Here is a 17000-nt window from a genome sequence, read left to right as displayed (position 1 = left end):
GCGCAGTGCTATGCTTCGCGTCGTTTTCCATCGCCCTCTTTCAGCCGTGCTCTCGTTCCTGCTGAAGCTGCGCACTCGCGCGCAAACGCTGTTCCGCCTGTCGGACGCCCATACGATGCTGATCTGGTCGGCCATCGTCGGCGTCGGCGGCGCCTTTGCCACGATGGCGTTCCGCGAAGGCATCGACCTGATGCAGCGCCTAATCTCGGGGCACAGCGGCAGCTTCGTGCAGATGGCCAAGAGCCTGCCGTGGTACGTGCGGTTCTGGATGCCGGCCGCGGGCGGCTTCCTCGCCGGCTGCGTGCTGCTGCTCGCGACGCGCGGCGACCAGCAGGCCGCCAAGACCGACTACATGGAATCGGTCGCGCTCGGCAACGGCGTCGTGCCGGTGCGGCAGAGCCTGTGGCGCAGCGTGTCGTCGCTGCTGACGATCGGCAGCGGCGGCTCGATCGGCCGCGAAGGCCCGATGGTGCAGCTCGCGGCGCTCGCCGCGTCGCTGGTCGGCCGGTTCGTGCACTTCGATCCGCCGCGCCTGCGCCTGCTGGTCGCGTGCGGCGCGGCGGCCGGTATCACGTCCGCGTACAACGCGCCGATCGCCGGCGCCTTTTTCGTGTCGGAGATCGTGCTCGGCACGATCGCGATGGAGAGCTTCGGGCCGATGGTCGTCGCGTCGGTCGTCGCGAACATCGTGATGCGCGAATTCGCCGGCTACCGGCCGCCATACGAGATGCCGGTGTTTCCGGCCGTGACGGGCCCCGAGGTGCTGCCGTTCGTCGTGCTCGGCGCGCTGTGCGGCGTGCTCGCGCCGCAGTTCCTGCACCTGCTCGACGCGTCGAAGACGCAGTTCAAGCGGTTGCCGGTGCCGCTGCCCGTGCGGCTCGCGCTCGGCGGCCTCGTGGTCGGCGTGATCTCGGTATGGATTCCGGACGTGTGGGGCAACGGCTACAGCGTCGTGAACCACATCCTCCATTCGCCGTGGACCTGGCAGGCGCTCGTCGCGGTGCTCGTGTTCAAGGTGATCGCGACCGCCGCGACGGCCGGCTCGGGCGCGATCGGCGGCGTGTTCACGCCGACGCTGTTCGTCGGCGCCGTGTTCGGCTCGCTGTTCGGGCTCGCGATGGACGCGCTGTGGCCGGGCCATACGTCCGCGTATTTCGCGTACGCGATCGTCGGGATGGGCGCGTTCATGGCGGGCGCCACGCAGGCGCCGCTGATGGCGATCCTGATGATCTTCGAGATGACGCTGAGCTACCAGGTCGTGCTGCCGCTGCTGGTGTCGTGCGTGTTCGCGTATTTCGTCGCACGCGCGACGGGCACGACGTCGATGTACGAAATCACGCAGCACCACTACCAGGACGCGCAGGAGCGGCAGCGGCTGCGCACCACGCAGATGCGCGAGCTGATCCAGCCCGCGCAGACGGTCGTGCCGCTCACCGCGAGCGTCGCCGACATGACGCGCGTGTTTCTCGAATATCCGGTGAAGTACCTGTACGTGACCGACGACGCCGGGCGCTTCCGCGGCGCGGTCGCGCTGAAGGACATCACGTCGGACCTGCTCGACAAGCGCGACACGACCGACAAGACGGCCGCGCACTACGCGCATACGCCGTTTCCGCTGCTCACGCCCGACATGCCGCTCGCGACCGCGCTCGAACGCTTCATGGCGTTCCAGGGCGAACGGCTGCCGGTGATCGAGAGCGAAGCCGAGCCGACGCTCGCGGGCGTCGTCTACAAGACGTCGCTGCTCGACGCCTACCGGCGGATGACCGGCGAGCGCTGACGCGCATCGCCGCACCGCCCGCGCCGGTCAGTCCGGCGCGCGCCCGAGCACGACCCGCGCGAAGAACCCCGCGAGCACCGATTCGGCCACGTCGACCGATACGTGCTGCGGATCGGCCGTGCAGTACGACTGCACGCCGTCGCACAGGCACATCAGCCCGAACGCGAGCGTGTCGGCCGGCAGCAGCAACGGCGTGCCCGAGCGCTCGGCGAAGCGCTGGATGAATTCGGCCATCTGCACACGCTTGCCGTGCAGGAACTGGTTGAAGCGCACGCGGAACTTCGCGTCGCGCGCGGCCTGCAGCTTCGCCTCGCCCCACAGCAGCGAGTATTCGTCGTCGCGAAACAGCGTCCGGTAATACGCGAGCGCCATCGATTCCATCTGCTCGCGCGTGCCGCCCCCTTCGAAAATCGCCTGGAAGTCGGCCTGCACCTCCGCGTGATTGCGCTCCAGCAATTCCAGCAGCAGGTCGGACTTGCTGCGGAAATTCGAGTAGAACGCGCCGCGCGTATAGCCCGCCGCCGCCGCGATGTCCTCGACGCTCGCGGCCACATAGCCTTTCTTCAGAAAAATGCGATGCGCGGCTTTCAGCAGACGTTCGCGCGTCTGGTCCCGGCTCTGCTCGCGAGTTAAGCGCTGTGGTTTCATGCCGCGCAGTCTAGCATCCCTTCCCTTTCAGATTCATCTTTGCATTCAGATACAGGTGTGTATTAGAATCCGCCACAGTTTCTGAAGATGTCGTTCGTCTGTCCGCGTGCGCCGGTGCCGGCGCCGCTTGGGGCAAGCGCCCGCCGCGCTTGCCGGCTTCGTTCCGCTCCACCTCACCTGGGGGTTTCGTGAATCGCTCCGGTTCCCGCGCCGCGCTGCTGATCGGCGCCGCGCTCGTCCTTGCCGCCTGTCATCCGAAAGAATCCGCGCCGCCCGCCCCGCGCCCCGTCGTCGCGCTGCCCGCACGGGCCGACACCCTCGCGGCCGCGCGCACGCTGCCCGGCGACATCCAGCCGCGCTATGCCACCCCGCTGTCGTTCCGCATCGCCGGCAAGATCATCGAGCGCCGGGTGCGGCTCGGCGATACGGTGAAGGTCGGCCAGGTCGTCGCGCTGCTCGATCCGTCCGACGTCGAGAAGAACGCCGCGAGCGCGCAGGCGCAACTCGATGCCGCGACGCACAGCCTTTCGTTCGCGAAGCAGCAGCTCGACCGCGATCGCGCGCAGGCCCGCGAAAACCTGATCGCGACCGCGCAGCTCGAACAGACCCAGAACAGCTACACGTCGGCGCTCGCGCAGCGCGACCAGGCGCAGCAACAGCTTGCGCTCGCGAAGAACCAGCTCCGCTACGCGACGCTCGTCGCGGACCATGCGGGCACCATCACCGCCGAACAGGCCGATACCGGCCAGAACGTGTCGGCCGGCCAGGCGGTCTACCAGCTCGCGTGGTCGGGCGACGTCGACGTGGTCAGCGACGTGCCCGAGGCCGCGCTTGCATCGCTCGCGCCCGGTCATGCGGCCACCGTCACGCTGCCGTCGCTGCCGGGCCGCCGGTTCGCCGCGAAGGTGCGCGAAATCGCGCCGGCCGCCGATCCGCAAAGCCGCACCTACCGCGTGAAGCTCACGCTCGGCGCACCTGATCCGGCGATCCGGCTCGGGATGACCGCGGACGTCGCGTTCGACGGCGCGCCGGCCGCCGGCGATACGCAGCCGATCACGCTGCCCGCGACCGCGCTGTTCCACGACGGCGCGCAACCGGCCGTATGGGTCGTGCGCACCAAGGACGACACGCTCGAACTGCGCCGCGTCGACGTCGCCCGCTTCAACGAGCGCACCGTCACCGTGTCGCACGGGCTGCAGCCGGGCGAGCGCGTCGTGCTGCAGGGCGTGCATACGGTCAGCGCGGGCGAGAAGGTGCGCGCGATCGCGCCGCTGCATCCGGAGGACTTCGCATCGTGAGCGTCTCCCACGAAGAAGGCCGGTTCAACCTGTCCGCATGGGCGCTGCGCCACCAGGCGCTGGTCGTCTACCTGATCGCGCTCGCGACGCTCGCGGGCATCCTCGCGTACACGCGGCTCGCGCAATCCGAAGACCCGCCGTTCACGTTCCGCGTGATGGTGATCCGGACTTTCTGGCCCGGCGCGAGCGCGCGGCAGGTGCAGGAACAGGTAACCGACCGGATCGGCCGCAAGCTGCAGGAAACACCGGCCATCGATTTCCTGCGCAGCTATTCGCGCCCCGGCGAATCGCTGATCTTCTTCACGATGAAGGATTCGGCGCCTGTAAAGGATGTGCCCGAGACCTGGTACCAGATCCGCAAGAAAGTGGGCGACATCGGCTATACGCTGCCGCCCGGCGTGCAGGGCCCGTTCTTCAACGACGAATTCGGCGACGTCTACACCAACATCTGGACGCTCGAGGGCGACGGCTTCACGCCCGCGCAGCTGCACGACTACGCGGACCAGTTGCGCACCGTGCTGCTGCGCGTGCCGGGCGTCGGCAAGGTCGACTATTTCGGCGACCCCGACCAGCGGATCTTCATCGAGGTCAACAATGCGCAGCTCACGCGCCTCGGCATCTCGCCGCAGCAGCTCGGGCAGGCGATCAACGCGCAGAACGACATCTCGTCGGCCGGCGTGCTGACGACCGCCGACGATCGCGTGTTCGTGCGGCCGAGCGGCCAGTTCGACAACGTCGGCGCGATCGCCGATACGCTGATCCGCATCAACGGCCGCACGTTCCGGCTCGGCGATCTCGCCACCGTCAGGCGCGGCTACGACGATCCGACCGTCACGCAAATGCGGATGGCCGGTCCAGGCACGGCCGGTCCAGGCACGAACGGCAAAGCCGTGCTCGGCATCGGCGTCACGATGCAACCGGGCGGCGATGTGATCCGGCTCGGCAAGGCGCTCGACGCCGAATCGAAGGACTTGCAGGCGCAACTGCCGGTCGGCCTCAAGCTGACGCTGGTATCGAGCATGCCGCACGCGGTCTCGCATTCGGTCGACGACTTCCTCGAAGCGGTCGCCGAAGCGGTCGCGATCGTGCTGGTCGTGAGCCTCGTGTCGCTCGGGCTGCGCACCGGGATGGTCGTCGTGATCTCGATCCCGGTCGTGCTCGCGGTCACCGCCCTGTTCATGTACCTGTTCGACATCGGGCTGCACAAGGTGTCGCTCGGCACGCTCGTGCTCGCGCTCGGGCTGCTCGTCGACGACGCGATCATCGCGGTCGAGATGATGGCCGTGAAGCTCGAACAGGGCTACACCCGGGCGCGCGCCGCCGCGTTCGCGTACACCAGCACCGCGTTCCCGATGCTGACGGGCACGCTCGTCACGGTATCGGGCTTCCTGCCGATCGCGCTCGCGAAATCGAGCACCGGCGAATACACGCGCTCGATCTTCGAGGTGTCGGCGATCGCGCTGATCGCGTCGTGGTTCGCGGCCGTCGTGCTGATCCCGCTGCTGGGCTTCCACATGCTGCCCGAGCGCAAGCGGCACGCGCACGAGGCGCACCTGCCCGACGATCACGAGCACGACATCTACGACACCCGCTTCTACCGGCGGCTGCGCGGCTGGATCGACTGGTGCATCGAGCGGCGCTTCGTCGTGCTGCTGATCACGGGCGCCCTGTTCGTCGTGGCGATGATGGGCTTCTCGCTGGTGCCGCAGCAGTTCTTCCCGAGCTCCGACCGGCCCGAGTTGCTGGTTGACCTGCGGCTGCCGGAAGGCGCATCGTTCGCGGCGACGCTGCGCGAGACCGAGCGGCTCGAGAAAGCGATCGACAAGCGTCCCGAGATCGACCATTCGGTGAGCTTCGTCGGCAGCGGCGCGCCGCGCTTCTACCTGCCGCTCGACCAGCAACTGCAACTGCCGAACTTCGCGCAGTTCGTGATCACCGCGAAATCGGTCGAGGATCGCGAGAAGCTCGCGACCTGGCTCGAAACCACGCTGCGCGACACGTTCCCTGCCGTGCGCTGGCGCCTGTCGCGGCTCGAGAACGGCCCGCCGGTCGGCTATCCGGTGCAGTTCCGCGTGAGCGGCGACAGCATCGCGACGGTCCGCTCGATCGCCGAGAAGGTCGCGGCGACGATGCGCGGCGATGCGCGCACGGTGAACGTGCAGTTCGACTGGGACGAGCCGGCCGAGCGCTCGGTGCGTTTCGAGCTCGACCAGAAGAAGGCGCGCGAGCTGAACGTCACGTCGCAGGACGTGTCGAGCTTCCTCGCGATGACGCTGTCCGGCACGACCGTCACGCAGTATCGCGAGCGCGACAAGCTGATCGCCGTCGACCTGCGCGCGCCGCGCGCCGACCGCGTCGATCCGGCGAAACTCGCGGGCCTCGCGCTGCCGACGCCGAACGGCCCCGTGCCGCTCGGCTCGCTCGGCCGCTTCACGCCGACGCTCGAATACGGCGTGGTGTGGGAACGCGACCGCCAGCCGACCATCACCGTGCAGTCGGACGTGCGCGCCGGCGCGCAGGGCATCGACGTCACGCATGCGGTCGACGCGAAGCTGAACACGTTGCGCGCGCAATTGCCGGTCGGCTATCAGATCAACATCGGCGGCTCGGTCGAGGAAAGCGCGAAGGCGCAGACGTCGATCAACGCGCAGATGCCGCTGATGGCGATTGCCGTGTTCACGCTGCTGATGATCCAGCTGCAGAGCTTCTCGCGCGTGCTGATGGTCGTGCTGACCGCGCCGCTCGGGCTGATCGGCGTGGTCGCGACGCTGCTGCTGTTCGGCCAGCCGTTCGGCTTCGTCGCGATGCTCGGCGTGATCGCGATGTTCGGGATCATCATGCGCAACTCGGTGATCCTGGTCGACCAGATCGAGCAGGACATCGCGGTCGGCCACGGCCGCGTCGACGCGATCATCGGCGCGACCGTGCGGCGCTTCCGGCCGATCACGCTGACGGCCGCGGCCGCCGTGCTCGCGCTGATCCCGCTGTTGCGCTCGAACTTCTTCGGGCCGATGGCGACCGCGCTGATGGGCGGCATCACGAGCGCGACCGTGCTGACGCTGTTCTACCTGCCTGCGCTGTACGCGACGTGGTTCCGCGTGAAGCGCGACGAACGCGACCCGCAGGACGGCCCGCCGCCAGGCGGCAGCACGCCGGCCGCGCCGTCGGGAGCCTGACCATGGATCGATCGATGACCCTGAAAACGAAAGCCGTGCGGCTGCTCGCGGCGGCGAGCGTCGCCGGCCCGCTCGCGGGCTGCGCGTGGTTCGCACCGAGCGGCGAGCCGCCCGCGATGCCGTCGCCCGCGCACTACGGCGCCGCGCCGCAAGTCGAGCAGACCGTGTCCGCGCAAGGCGTCGCGCAGCAGTTCGAGGTCGGCGCGCAACCGGTGCCGGACTGGTGGAAGCAGTACCGTTCCGATGCGCTGAACGCGCTCGTCGACGAAGGGCTGCGCAACAGCCCGACGCTGAGTGCGGCGTCGCATTCGCTGGATGCCGCGCGCGAGCAGTTGCGCGGACAGATCGGCAGCTCGATGCTGCCGTCGATCGACGCGGTCGGCCAGGCCACGCGCCAGCGTGCGCTCGGCGTGCCGATTCCCGCGCTCGGCGCGCCGACGCTGCTGTACGACACGTTCGTCGGGCAACTGCAGGCGAGCTACACGGTCGACCTGTTCGGCGTGTCGCGCTTCGCGAACCGCGCGCTTGCGAAACGCGTCGACGTCAGCGCGTTCCAGCTCGAATCCGCGCGGCGCGCGCTGGCCGCGAACATCGTGACCGCGTCGATCACCGTGTCGGTGCTCAATGCGCAGATCGAGACGACCGAGCGGCTCGTCGCGCTCGCGAACGACCAGGCGCACGACGCCGAGCGCCGCCATGCGCTGGGTTCGGCCTCGCGCAGCGACGCGCTGAATGCCCGGCAAAGCGCCGACACGTTCGCGGCGAGCCTGCCCGCGCTGCGCCAGCAGCGCGACTCGGCGCGCCATGCGCTCGCGGTGCTGGTCGGCCGCACGCCCGACCGGCCGCCGGCCGATCTCGCGCTCGCCGATCTGCACCTGCCCGAGCAGGTGCCCGTCGTCGTGCCGTCGGACCTGCTGCAAAGCCGCCCGGACATCCAGGCCGCCGACGCGGGGCTGAAGGCCGCCGCCGCCGAAGTGGGCCTCGCGACCGCGCAGATGTTCCCGCAGCTGTCGCTGTCGGCGGCGATGGGCAAAGGCGGCTTCAGCTGGCCGGCAATGCTGTCGGGCGCCGGCGCGATCTGGAACGTCGGCGCGTCGCTGAGCCAGCCGATCTTCCACGGCGGCGCGCTGCTCGCCCAGCGCCGCGCGGCGAAGGCGACCTACGAGGCCGCGGTCGACCAGTACAAGCAGGCGGTGCTGGGCGCGTTCCAGAACGTCGCCGATTCGCTCGCGGCACTCGAGCACGACGCGGAGGCGCTCGATGCGTCGTCGCGCGCCGCGCTGTCCGCACGCGGCGCATACGACGACGCGGCCGCTCGCGTGCGGCTCGGTGCGCTGCCGCCGTCGGCCGCGCGCGCGAGCGAGTTGCAGTACCGCAATGCGCGGCTCGACGAGATTCGCGCGACCGGCGCACGGTTCGCGGATACCGCGCGGCTTTACCAGGCGATGGGCACGCCGCCGGTCGACAACGGCGACAAGTCCGGCAAAACCGCGAGCGCCGCCGGCAAGGACGCGCGCGCCGCCGCCACGCCCGACGCCGCGCCTTCGGCGCAGTAACCCGCCCCTTCGATCGGACGCGCGTGCGGCTCCCCGCAGCGCCCGTCCGATCGCTGATCTTCCACTTGACCCTCACGTAGCGTAACGTTCGAGACTCCAGTGTGCGCACCGAACGGAGGAACGAATGCGGCTGAAAGTGGGAGAACTGGCGAAACGCAGCGGGCTGACCGTCCGCACGCTTCATCACTATCACGCAATCGGTCTGCTGACGCCTTCGGCGCGCGCCGACAACGGCTACCGGCTGTACGACCGCGACGACATCGCCCGGCTCCACCAGATCCAGGCCCTGCGTCGCTTCGGACTGTCGCTCGCCGAAATCGGCGACTACCTGAACCAGCCCGGTACCCCGCTCGTCGATCTCGTCGCGAAGCAGATCGCGTCGCTCGACCGGCAGCTCGCGCAAACCGCGCAGCTGCGCGAGCGGCTCGCGCGCCTGCATGCGCAGCTCGCGGCGGGCACCGAGCCGGAACTGGCCGATTGGCTCACCACACTGGAGTTGATGACCGTGTACGACAAATATTTCTCCGAGGCGGAACTCGCGCGCCTGCCGATGTACCAGAAGAGCCAGGCAGGCGACGCGGAATGGATCGCGCTCGTCGACGAGGTCCGTGTGCTGCACGATGCGGGCGTGCCCGCCGAGGACGAGCGCGTCCGTGCGCTCGCCGCGCGCTGGATGGCGCTGCTGGTGCGCGACACGAACAACGATCCGCGGTTGCTCGCGAAGCTGAACCTGATGCACGAGCACGAACCGTCGATGCAGTCGAAGATCGGCATTTCGACCGCGTTGCGCGACTATGTGCTGCGTGCTTCGTCGGAAACGAAGATGCGGCTCTTCGAGAAGTACCTCGCGCCGGACGAGATCCGCTTCATGCGGGCGCACTACCGCGAACGCGCGATGGAATGGCCGCAACTGATGGCCGACGTGCGCGACGCGATCGACGCGGGCACGCAGCCCGATTCGCCGCAAGGCCGCGCGCTCGCGCAGCGCTGGCTCGAGCTGTTCTGCAGCTACGCGGGCCACGATCCGGCCACGCACGCGAAATTCCGCCAGGCGCTGATGAACGAGCCGGCGCTGACGAAGGATTCGTGGACCGACGACACGCTGCTCGGTTTCGTGCGCGCAGCGATGGCGCAACTGGCGCCCGTGCGCTGATCGCATGACTGGCGGGCGGCAAGCGGGTGTCCCGTGTGCCGCCCGTTTCACCATTGGCAGCCGGTATCGCGAACCGCATCCAGCGCGAGCATCGGCAAGGCGAGCAAGCCCGCACCCGCGTACGCGTTCCGGCAATCGGCACGACGCGCGCCCGACATGCCGTCGGCCAGCTTTGCATCGACGGTGCGACGACGCGGCAACACGCCGCCGGACGATGCGCCCAGCGCGCCGACGGCCGCCTGCGCGGGGCTGCGCGCTGAGCGTTGCGGTGCACCGATCGCGTCCAGATCGCGACGCCAGTCGAGATCGGGGCTGGCAGCGGTCGCCGGAGCGTTGTCACGTGCATCGGCGGTCGTCTCGTTTTGCCTGTGTGGCGTACTCGGCGCATCCGGAGACGAACGCGCCGCCCTACGCGCGTTCGCCACCGCAGCAGCACGTTTCGCCGATTGCACGGCGCCTCGCCCGCCTGCGCTGGGGCCGGCCCGCCCGATCTCGCGTGCGATCACCTCGGGTTTCGGCCGCGCGGGAATCAACTCGACGCGCAGCACGGTCCGCGGCTTCTCGCTCGTTTTCGGGCCGGCCGGCGTCGGTGCCCATTGCAGCACGAACCATCCGAGCAGGTGGATCGACACGGACACCGCGACAGCCAGCGCGACGACACGCGACCGACGGCGCCCCGCCGCATCGACACGCCGCGTGCGCGCTGCGTCAGTCGGGCTCGCCGCCGCCGTCATCGCTGAACGCGAGCAGGTCGCCCGGCTGGCAGTCGAGATAACGGCAGATCGCCTCGAGCGTCGCGAAGCGGATGCCCTTCACCTTCCCCTGCTTGAGCAGCGACAGATTCTGTTCGGTGATGCCGACGGCTGCGGCCAGATCCTTCGAGCGAACCTTGCGCATCGCGAGCATCACGTCGAGCTTGACTACGATCGTCATCGCGCGCCTCAGACGAATTGCCGATGCTCGGCGTCGAGCTCGCTCGCCTGCCGGAGAATGTGCGCGATGACCGCGATGCACGCGGCCGTGAACAGCGCGACCACGTACGGCATGGTGAAGCCGATGCTCACCACACGATGGCCGACCGGTTCGCGCAGCGTCGCCCACACGCTCAGCAGCGGCTCGCACACCAGGCTCAGCACCACCCACAGGCCGATCGCGCGCCCCGTCTTGCCGAGATGGCCGGCCGCCTGCGCAGAGAAATAGTCGCGCCGCGCATACGTGCGGAACAGCGCGCGCAGATGACGCAGGCCGTTTGCCAGCGCGATCAGCGGCACGCTCGACAGCAGGATGCCGACCGCCTTCTGCCACCACGGGAACGCGGCAACGTCCACGTGCAGGTTCGTGAGCACCGAATCCGTGAGGCCGAAGACGAAGCCGGGCCCCGACGCTGTGTCCAGCGACGGAAACAGCCAGCACGCAGCGTTGAGCACCAGCATGCAGACGATGAACCCCAGCGTGACGGTGGCCATCTGCTGGCTGATACGGGCAATGCGATCGGAATGCATGACGTCTCCTCGACGACGAATGAACGAGCATCGATTGTACGTCGATAATTATCGTAAAACGATAATTAATTGTCGTCTTGTTGTGATTTTTTATTGCCCGGCATGCTCGACCAGCGTCGATCCGCCCCTGTCGCATGCACCGGCCGGACGCCCGCCTAGTCGTTGCGCGCGCTGATCCCGCGCCAGCGCTTCGACATGTAGCGCAGAAACGCGGGCTGCGCCTTCAGGTCCGCATTCGGTACCGGCGCCGCGCCGCCGTCGACGAACTTGCCGTTGACCGTCACGGTTTCCTCGCCGCGCAGCACGTATTTCGTGCCCGCGTCGATCAGGAAGTACTTGACCTGATCGGCGCTCACGTCGCCGCGGCAACCGATCTTGTACGCGAACAGGAACTGCTTGCGGCCGTTGCCGAGCAGGTCGCGCATTTCGATCGACTTCGGTACGACGTCGAGAATCACGTCGACCGGACATGCCTTCACGTAGTCGCGCACCGTCCAGTCGGGGTGACCGTCGAGCGTCGCGGACACCTTGAGCTCGACGTCGTCGCCGGACGCGGTTCTGGCGAGCGTCACCGCGTGCGTGCCGGCCGCATCGGTCCACGTGTAGTCGGCGGCGTGCGCCGGGCTGGCCAGCGCTGTGATTGCAAGGGTTGCAAGCAACAGGCAACGCGAGAGGGCATGTTTTTTCATCGGCGATGGCGAAAGCGCTGGAATCGAACGCGCCATTATCGGCAAAGCCGCGTGCCGCCGCCAGCCGCGCGCGACATGCCCGTTCAGCGCTCGCGCGAGCCGAGGCCGAGCGCCTTCATCCGCCGGTACAGCGTCCGTTCGCTCAATCCGAGCTGCTCGGCGAGCGCCTTGCGCGTGCCATCGAACGCGCGCGCGATACGGACGAGCTCCGCATCCGACACGCCGCGCGCGTCCACCGCCTGCGCGTGCGGCGCCGCCGCTGCCGCGACGAGCTCGGCCGGCAGATGTTCAACGCGAATCGTCCCGTCGTCCGCGAACAGGCACGCGCGTTCGAGCACGTTGCGCAGCTCGCGGATGTTGCCGGGCCACGCATACGCGTCGAGGCACGCCCGCGCGCGCTCGGTCAGCATGAATGGCCGGGCCGCGAATGGCCGGGCATTAGCGTCGCCGGCCTTGCCGCGCGCGTTCGCGATCCGCTGCAGGATCGATTCGGCCAGCAGCGCGACGTCGCCGCGCCGCTCGCGCAACGCCGGCAGCGGAATCGGGAACGCGTTGATCCGGTAGTACAGATCCTGCCGGAACCGGCCGTCGTCGATCATCTCGCGCAGCGGCTTGTGCGTGGCCGCGACGAGCCGGAAATCGGCACGCAGCGCCTCGACGCCGCCGACGCGCCGGAACGTGCCCGATTCGATCAGCCGCAGCAGCTTCACCTGCATCGGCAGCGGCACGTCGCCGATCTCGTCGAGAAACAGCGTGCCGCCCTGCGCGGTTTCGACGAGGCCCGGCTTGCGCTGGTTCGCGCCCGTGAACGCGCCCTTCTCGTAGCCGAACAGTTCGCTCTCGAACAGCGTCTCGGCGATCCCGGAGCAATCGACAACGACGAACGGCCCCATCGCGCGATCGCTCGCTTCGTGCAGCGCGCGGGCGAACAGCTCCTTGCCGGTGCCCGATTCGCCGAGCAGCAGCACCGGCAGCGTCGACGGCGCGACGCGCTGCAGCGCGCCGAGCGCCGCATTGAACGCATCGGCGCCGCCGACGAGCCCTTCCGCGCTCGGCTGCGCGGACGCGCTGCGCACCGTCGTCAGCCGCTCGACATATGCGATCACGTTGCCGTCCGCATCGAAGATCGGCCGCAGCTCGACGTCGACATGCTCGGGGCCGCGCGGCGTGTGGTGGATGTGCAGCACGCGGTTCAGCCCGCGCGATTCGAGCGCCTGCTTCATCGGGCAATGCTCGCCGGCCTGGTCGCACGACACGTCGTAGTGATGGGAGACCTGGAAACAGTGCCGGCCCACGTGCTCGACGCCGGCCACCCCGAACTGGCGCCGGTACGCATCGTTCGCCGCGAGGATACGGTAGTCGGGGTCGACCACGATCATCGGCTGCGGGTCCTGCTCGAGATACGCGACGAGCGCGCGTACGTCGGGCATCGCGTCGCGACGCGGGGCGGGGACGATCGGGATGGTGTCGTGCGGATTCATGCGGCGGCTCGCTCGGCGAAGAGGCGCCCGGACGGACTGCCAGGCTGGCTGCCAATTCTGCCACGACACTGCCAGTTGTGGCAGTCCTTGTCCGCCGCCGGATGCCGCTGTCGCCCTCACAGGGCTGCCGACGCACCGAAAACCCGAGCCGAATCAAGCCCCTGCCACATCGGCCGGCACCGCGCCGCACGCTGGCACGCTTCTTGAGACAAAGATCGCGAATTGCAGATGCAGAACCCGATCGAGGACACCCCGTGAGCAACGCCCCCGCCCTGTCGGTCGAAGGCTTTTTCGACCCGGCGACCCACACCGTCAGCTATCTCCTGCTCGATACGGCGAGCCGCGCATGCGCGCTGATCGACAGCGTGCTCGACTACGACCCGAAGTCCGGCCGCACGCACACCGCCAGCGCCGACCGGCTGATCGCGCGTGTCGCCGAACTCGGCGCGACCGTGCACTGGCTGCTGGAGACGCACGTGCACGCCGACCACCTGTCGGCCGCGCCGTACCTGAAAGCGCGGGTCGGCGGCCGGATCGCGATCGGTTCGCACGTGCGCCGCGTGCAGCACGTATTCGGCACGCTGTTCAACGCGGGCCCCGGCTTCGCGGAAGACGGCCGCCAGTTCGACCGGCTCGTCGACGACGGCGACACGCTCGCGCTCGGCGCACTGACGATCCGCGCGCTGCACACGCCGGGCCACACGCCCGCGTGCATGACCTACTGCGTGGACGACGCGACGCAGCGCGCCGCGTTCGTCGGCGACACGCTGTTCATGCCCGACTACGGCACGGCCCGCTGCGACTTCCCCGGCGGCGACGCGCGCACGCTGTACCGCTCGATCGCGCGCGTGCTCGCGCTGCCGCCCGACACGCGCCTGTACCTGTGCCACGACTACCAGCCGGGCGGCCGCGACGTGCAATTCGTGACGACCGTCGCCGAGCAGCGCCGCGCGAACGTGCACGTGAAGGACGGCGTGACCGAGGACGATTTCGTCGCGATGCGCACCGCGCGCGACGCGACGCTCGACATGCCCGTGCTGATGCTGCCGTCCGTGCAGGTCAACATGCGCGCCGGCCACCTGCCCGAACCCGAGAACAACGGCGTGCGCTACCTGAAGATCCCGCTCGACGCGATCTGAGCCGCACGCCCCGCCCCCACCGGAGAACCCCGACATGACCATCCGCACGCTGACCGACACGCTGTCGGTCTCGCCGCAGATCGCGGCGGCCGACCTGCCCGCGCTTCACGCGGCGGGCATCCGCGCGATCATCTGCAACCGGCCCGACGGCGAAGGCGCCGACCAGCCGACCGTCACCGAGATCCGCGCGGCCGCCGCGCCGCTCGGCATCGACGTGCATTACCTGCCGGTCGATACCGGCAAGGTGACCGACGACCAGGCCGCGCAATTCGGCGCGCTGATCGCGTCGCTCGACGGGCCCGTGCTCGCATACTGTCGCAGCGGCACGCGTTCGGCCACGCTGTGGGCGCTGTCGCAGGCGGGCCGGCGTCCGGCGGGCGACCTCATCGCGATCGCCGCCGCGGCCGGCTACGACCTCGGCGCGCTCGCCCCGCGTCTCGCGCAAGGCAGCGCCCATGCCGCTCCGGCCGTGGACGCGCGGCACGACATCGTGATCGTCGGCGCCGGTGCGGCCGGCATCGCGGTCGCGTCGAGCCTGCTCGCGCGCGACGCATCGCTCGACATCGCGGTGATCGATCCGGCCGACGTCCACTATTACCAGCCCGGCTGGACGATGGTCGGCGCGGGCGTGTTCCAGCCCGGCACCACCGCGCGGCCGATGGCCGACGTGCTGCCGCGCGGCGTGCAGCGGATCCGCGCCGCGGTCGCGGGCTTCGAGCCCGACGCGCACGCGGTCGTGCTCGACGGCTGCCGGCGCATCGGTTATCGCAAGCTCGTCGTGTGCCCGGGGCTCAAGCTCGACTGGCACGCGATCGACGGCCTCGCCGACACGCTTGGCCGCCACGGCGTCACGTCGAACTACCGCTATGATCTCGCGCCGTACACGTGGGAGCTCGTGCGCGCGTTCCGCGGCGGCAATGCGCTGTTCACGCAGCCGCCGATGCCGATCAAGTGCGCGGGCGCGCCGCAAAAGGCGATGTACCTGTCGTGCGATCACTGGCGGCGCACCGGGCGCCTCGACGCCGCGAACGTCGAATTCCTGAATGCGGGCGGCGCGCTGTTCGGCGTCGCCGATTACGTGCCCGCGCTGATGGAGTACGTGAAAAGCTACGACATCGCGCTGTCGTTCGGCCACAACCTCGTCGCGATCGACGGGCCCGCGCGCCGGGCGACGTTCTCGCGCGCGCTGCCGGACGGCGGCAAGGAAACCGTCGAGCGCTCGTTCGACATGATCCACGTCGTGCCGCCGCAGAAGGCGCCCGACTTCGTGCGCGCGAGCCCGCTCGCCGACGCGGCCGGCTGGATCGACGTCGATCCGGCGACGCTGCGGCATAAGCAGTTTCCCGACATCTACGCGCTCGGCGACGTCACCAACACGACCAATGCGAAAACGGCCGCGGCCGCCCGCAAGCAGGCGCCTGTCGTCGCGCACAACCTGCTCGCGTCGCTGGGCCGCGCGCACGGCGACGCCGCGTATGACGGCTACGGCTCGTGCCCGCTCACCGTCGAGCGCGGCAAGATCGTGCTCGCCGAATTCCTGTACGGCGGCAAGGTCGCGCCGACCTTCCCCGCCTGGCTGATTGACGGCAAGCGCCCGTCGCGGCTCGCGTGGCTGCTCAAGGAGCGCGTGCTGCCGCCGCTCTACTGGAAGGCGATGCTCAAGGGCCGCGAATGGCTCGCGAAGCCCGCGATCGCACGTTGACCGGAGCGCGATGACGCCATGCTGATTTCCTTCGTACTCGGCGGCTTCGTCGGCGCCGTGCTCGGTTTGACCGGCGCCGGCGGCGGCATTCTCGCGGTGCCCGCGCTCGTCGTCGGGATGAGCTGGCCGATGCAGCAGGCCACGCCCGTCGCGCTCGTCGCGGTGGCGGGCAGCGCCGCGCTCGGCGCGCTCGAAGGCTTTCGCCGCGGGCTCGTGCGCTATCGCGCGGCGCTGCTGATGGCCGTGGCCGGCGTGCCGCTGACCACGCTTGGCGTGCGGCTCGCGCACGTGCTGCCGCAGCGCCTGCTGCTCACGCTGTTCGCGCTGACGATGCTGGTCGTCGCCGGCCGCCTGCTGCGACAGGCGCTGCGACAGGCGGCCGTCGATGCGGACGCGTCGCCGCTGTGCGTCGGCCGCATCAATCCCGATACCGGCCGGCTCGTGTGGTCCTGGCCGGTCGGCGTCGCGCTGGCGTCGACCGGCGCGGTCACGGGCTTGATGACGGGGTTGCTCGGCGTCGGCGGCGGCTTCGTGATCGTGCCGATGCTGCGCAAGTTCACGAACGTATCGATGCATGGCGTAGTCGCGACGTCGCTGATGGTGATCGCGCTGGTCGGCACCGGCGGCGTGCTCGCGACGCTCGTGTCGGGCACGCGCGCGCCGCTCGACGTGACGCTATGGTTCACCGTCGCGACCGCGCTCGGCATGGCCGCCGGCCGCGGCGCGTCGCGCCACCTCGCCGCGCGGCACGTGCAGGCCGGTTTTGCGGCCGTGCTCGTGTGCGTCGCGCTCGGGCTGCTGGCCAAGGCCGCGTTCGGCGCATGAACGCCGGCGACGGCTGGCAGCGTCACGCGCCGCCAAACAAAACGCCCGGCC

14 protein-coding genes are annotated in these 17000 nt (G+C 69.5%); 8 read left to right on the top strand and 6 right to left on the bottom strand.

What is annotated here, in order from left to right; genetic code table 11:
- The first annotated feature begins 46 nt into the window (after positions 1–46).
- Complete coding sequence (locus HWX03_RS26135) at positions 47–1780, top strand: ClcB-like voltage-gated chloride channel protein (RefSeq protein ID WP_208449935.1); 1734 nt, start codon at positions 47–49, stop codon at positions 1778–1780.
- 27 nt (positions 1781–1807) lie between these two features.
- Here the strand turns inward: HWX03_RS26135 and HWX03_RS26130 are convergent, their stop codons facing one another.
- Positions 1808–2428 carry a TetR/AcrR family transcriptional regulator gene (locus HWX03_RS26130; RefSeq protein WP_175873218.1) on the bottom strand — a complete coding sequence of 207 codons (621 nt, stop codon included), beginning with the start codon at positions 2426–2428 and terminating at the stop codon, positions 1808–1810.
- A 188-nt stretch (positions 2429–2616) separates the two neighbouring features.
- On the opposite strand from HWX03_RS26130, the gene HWX03_RS26125 reads away from it, so the two are divergent.
- The 4 genes from HWX03_RS26125 to HWX03_RS26110 all read left to right on the top strand — a co-directional run bounded on the left by HWX03_RS26125 (position 2617) and on the right by HWX03_RS26110 (position 9611).
- Positions 2617–3726: an efflux RND transporter periplasmic adaptor subunit gene (locus HWX03_RS26125; protein ID WP_175873217.1), complete on the top strand. Its 1110-nt coding sequence runs from the start codon at positions 2617–2619 to the stop codon at positions 3724–3726.
- Positions 3723–6902 (top strand): efflux RND transporter permease subunit, encoded by a 3180-nt coding sequence (locus HWX03_RS26120; protein ID WP_175873216.1) that lies wholly within the window; start codon positions 3723–3725, stop codon positions 6900–6902. Before HWX03_RS26125 ends, HWX03_RS26120 begins: the two co-directional genes overlap by 4 nt.
- A gap of 2 nt (positions 6903–6904) precedes the next feature.
- Positions 6905–8458 (top strand): efflux transporter outer membrane subunit, encoded by a 1554-nt coding sequence (locus HWX03_RS26115; protein WP_175873215.1) that lies wholly within the window; start codon positions 6905–6907, stop codon positions 8456–8458.
- 124 nt (positions 8459–8582) lie between these two features.
- A complete protein-coding gene (locus tag HWX03_RS26110; protein ID WP_175873214.1) occupies positions 8583–9611 on the top strand; it encodes a MerR family transcriptional regulator in 1029 nt (342 codons plus the stop codon).
- Between the two features lie 47 nt (positions 9612–9658).
- Here HWX03_RS26110 and HWX03_RS26105 read toward each other — a convergent pair whose 3' ends face one another.
- From HWX03_RS26105 to HWX03_RS26085, 5 genes are all read right to left on the bottom strand, one after another.
- Positions 9659–10345 carry a hypothetical protein gene (locus HWX03_RS26105; protein WP_175873213.1) on the bottom strand — a complete coding sequence of 229 codons (687 nt, stop codon included), beginning with the start codon at positions 10343–10345 and terminating at the stop codon, positions 9659–9661.
- A complete protein-coding gene (locus tag HWX03_RS26100) occupies positions 10320–10544 on the bottom strand; it encodes a helix-turn-helix transcriptional regulator (RefSeq protein WP_012328573.1) in 225 nt (74 codons plus the stop codon). The genes HWX03_RS26105 and HWX03_RS26100 overlap by 26 nt, the downstream gene beginning before the upstream one ends.
- 8 nt (positions 10545–10552) lie before the next feature.
- Entirely contained in the window at positions 10553–11113 is a 561-nt protein-coding gene (locus HWX03_RS26095; protein WP_174387767.1) for a DUF2975 domain-containing protein, read from the bottom strand.
- A 155-nt stretch (positions 11114–11268) separates the two neighbouring features.
- Positions 11269–11802, bottom strand: coding sequence for a DUF4124 domain-containing protein (locus tag HWX03_RS26090; RefSeq protein WP_175873212.1), 534 nt, complete (start codon positions 11800–11802; stop codon positions 11269–11271).
- Between the two features lie 83 nt (positions 11803–11885).
- Complete coding sequence (locus HWX03_RS26085; protein ID WP_175873211.1) at positions 11886–13283, bottom strand: sigma 54-interacting transcriptional regulator; 1398 nt, start codon at positions 13281–13283, stop codon at positions 11886–11888.
- A 254-nt stretch (positions 13284–13537) separates the two neighbouring features.
- On the opposite strand from HWX03_RS26085, the gene HWX03_RS26080 reads away from it, so the two are divergent.
- From HWX03_RS26080 to HWX03_RS26070, 3 genes are read left to right on the top strand one after another with little or no spacing between them, the layout of a single operon-like run.
- Complete coding sequence (locus tag HWX03_RS26080) at positions 13538–14422, top strand: MBL fold metallo-hydrolase (protein ID WP_175873210.1); 885 nt, start codon at positions 13538–13540, stop codon at positions 14420–14422.
- A 34-nt stretch (positions 14423–14456) separates the two neighbouring features.
- Positions 14457–16124, top strand: a complete 1668-nt coding sequence (locus tag HWX03_RS26075; protein ID WP_175873209.1) for a bifunctional protein tyrosine phosphatase family protein/NAD(P)/FAD-dependent oxidoreductase — start codon at positions 14457–14459, stop codon at positions 16122–16124.
- An 18-nt stretch (positions 16125–16142) separates the two neighbouring features.
- A complete protein-coding gene (locus HWX03_RS26070; RefSeq protein ID WP_175873208.1) occupies positions 16143–16949 on the top strand; it encodes a sulfite exporter TauE/SafE family protein in 807 nt (268 codons plus the stop codon).
- Positions 16950–17000 lie beyond the last annotated feature (51 nt).

Origin of the sequence: Burkholderia sp. BCC0397, from assembly GCF_902832865.1 — a bacterium.
In the GTDB taxonomy this organism is placed as follows: domain Bacteria; phylum Pseudomonadota; class Gammaproteobacteria; order Burkholderiales; family Burkholderiaceae; genus Burkholderia.
This window is presented reverse-complemented; position numbering and strand designations above follow the sequence as displayed.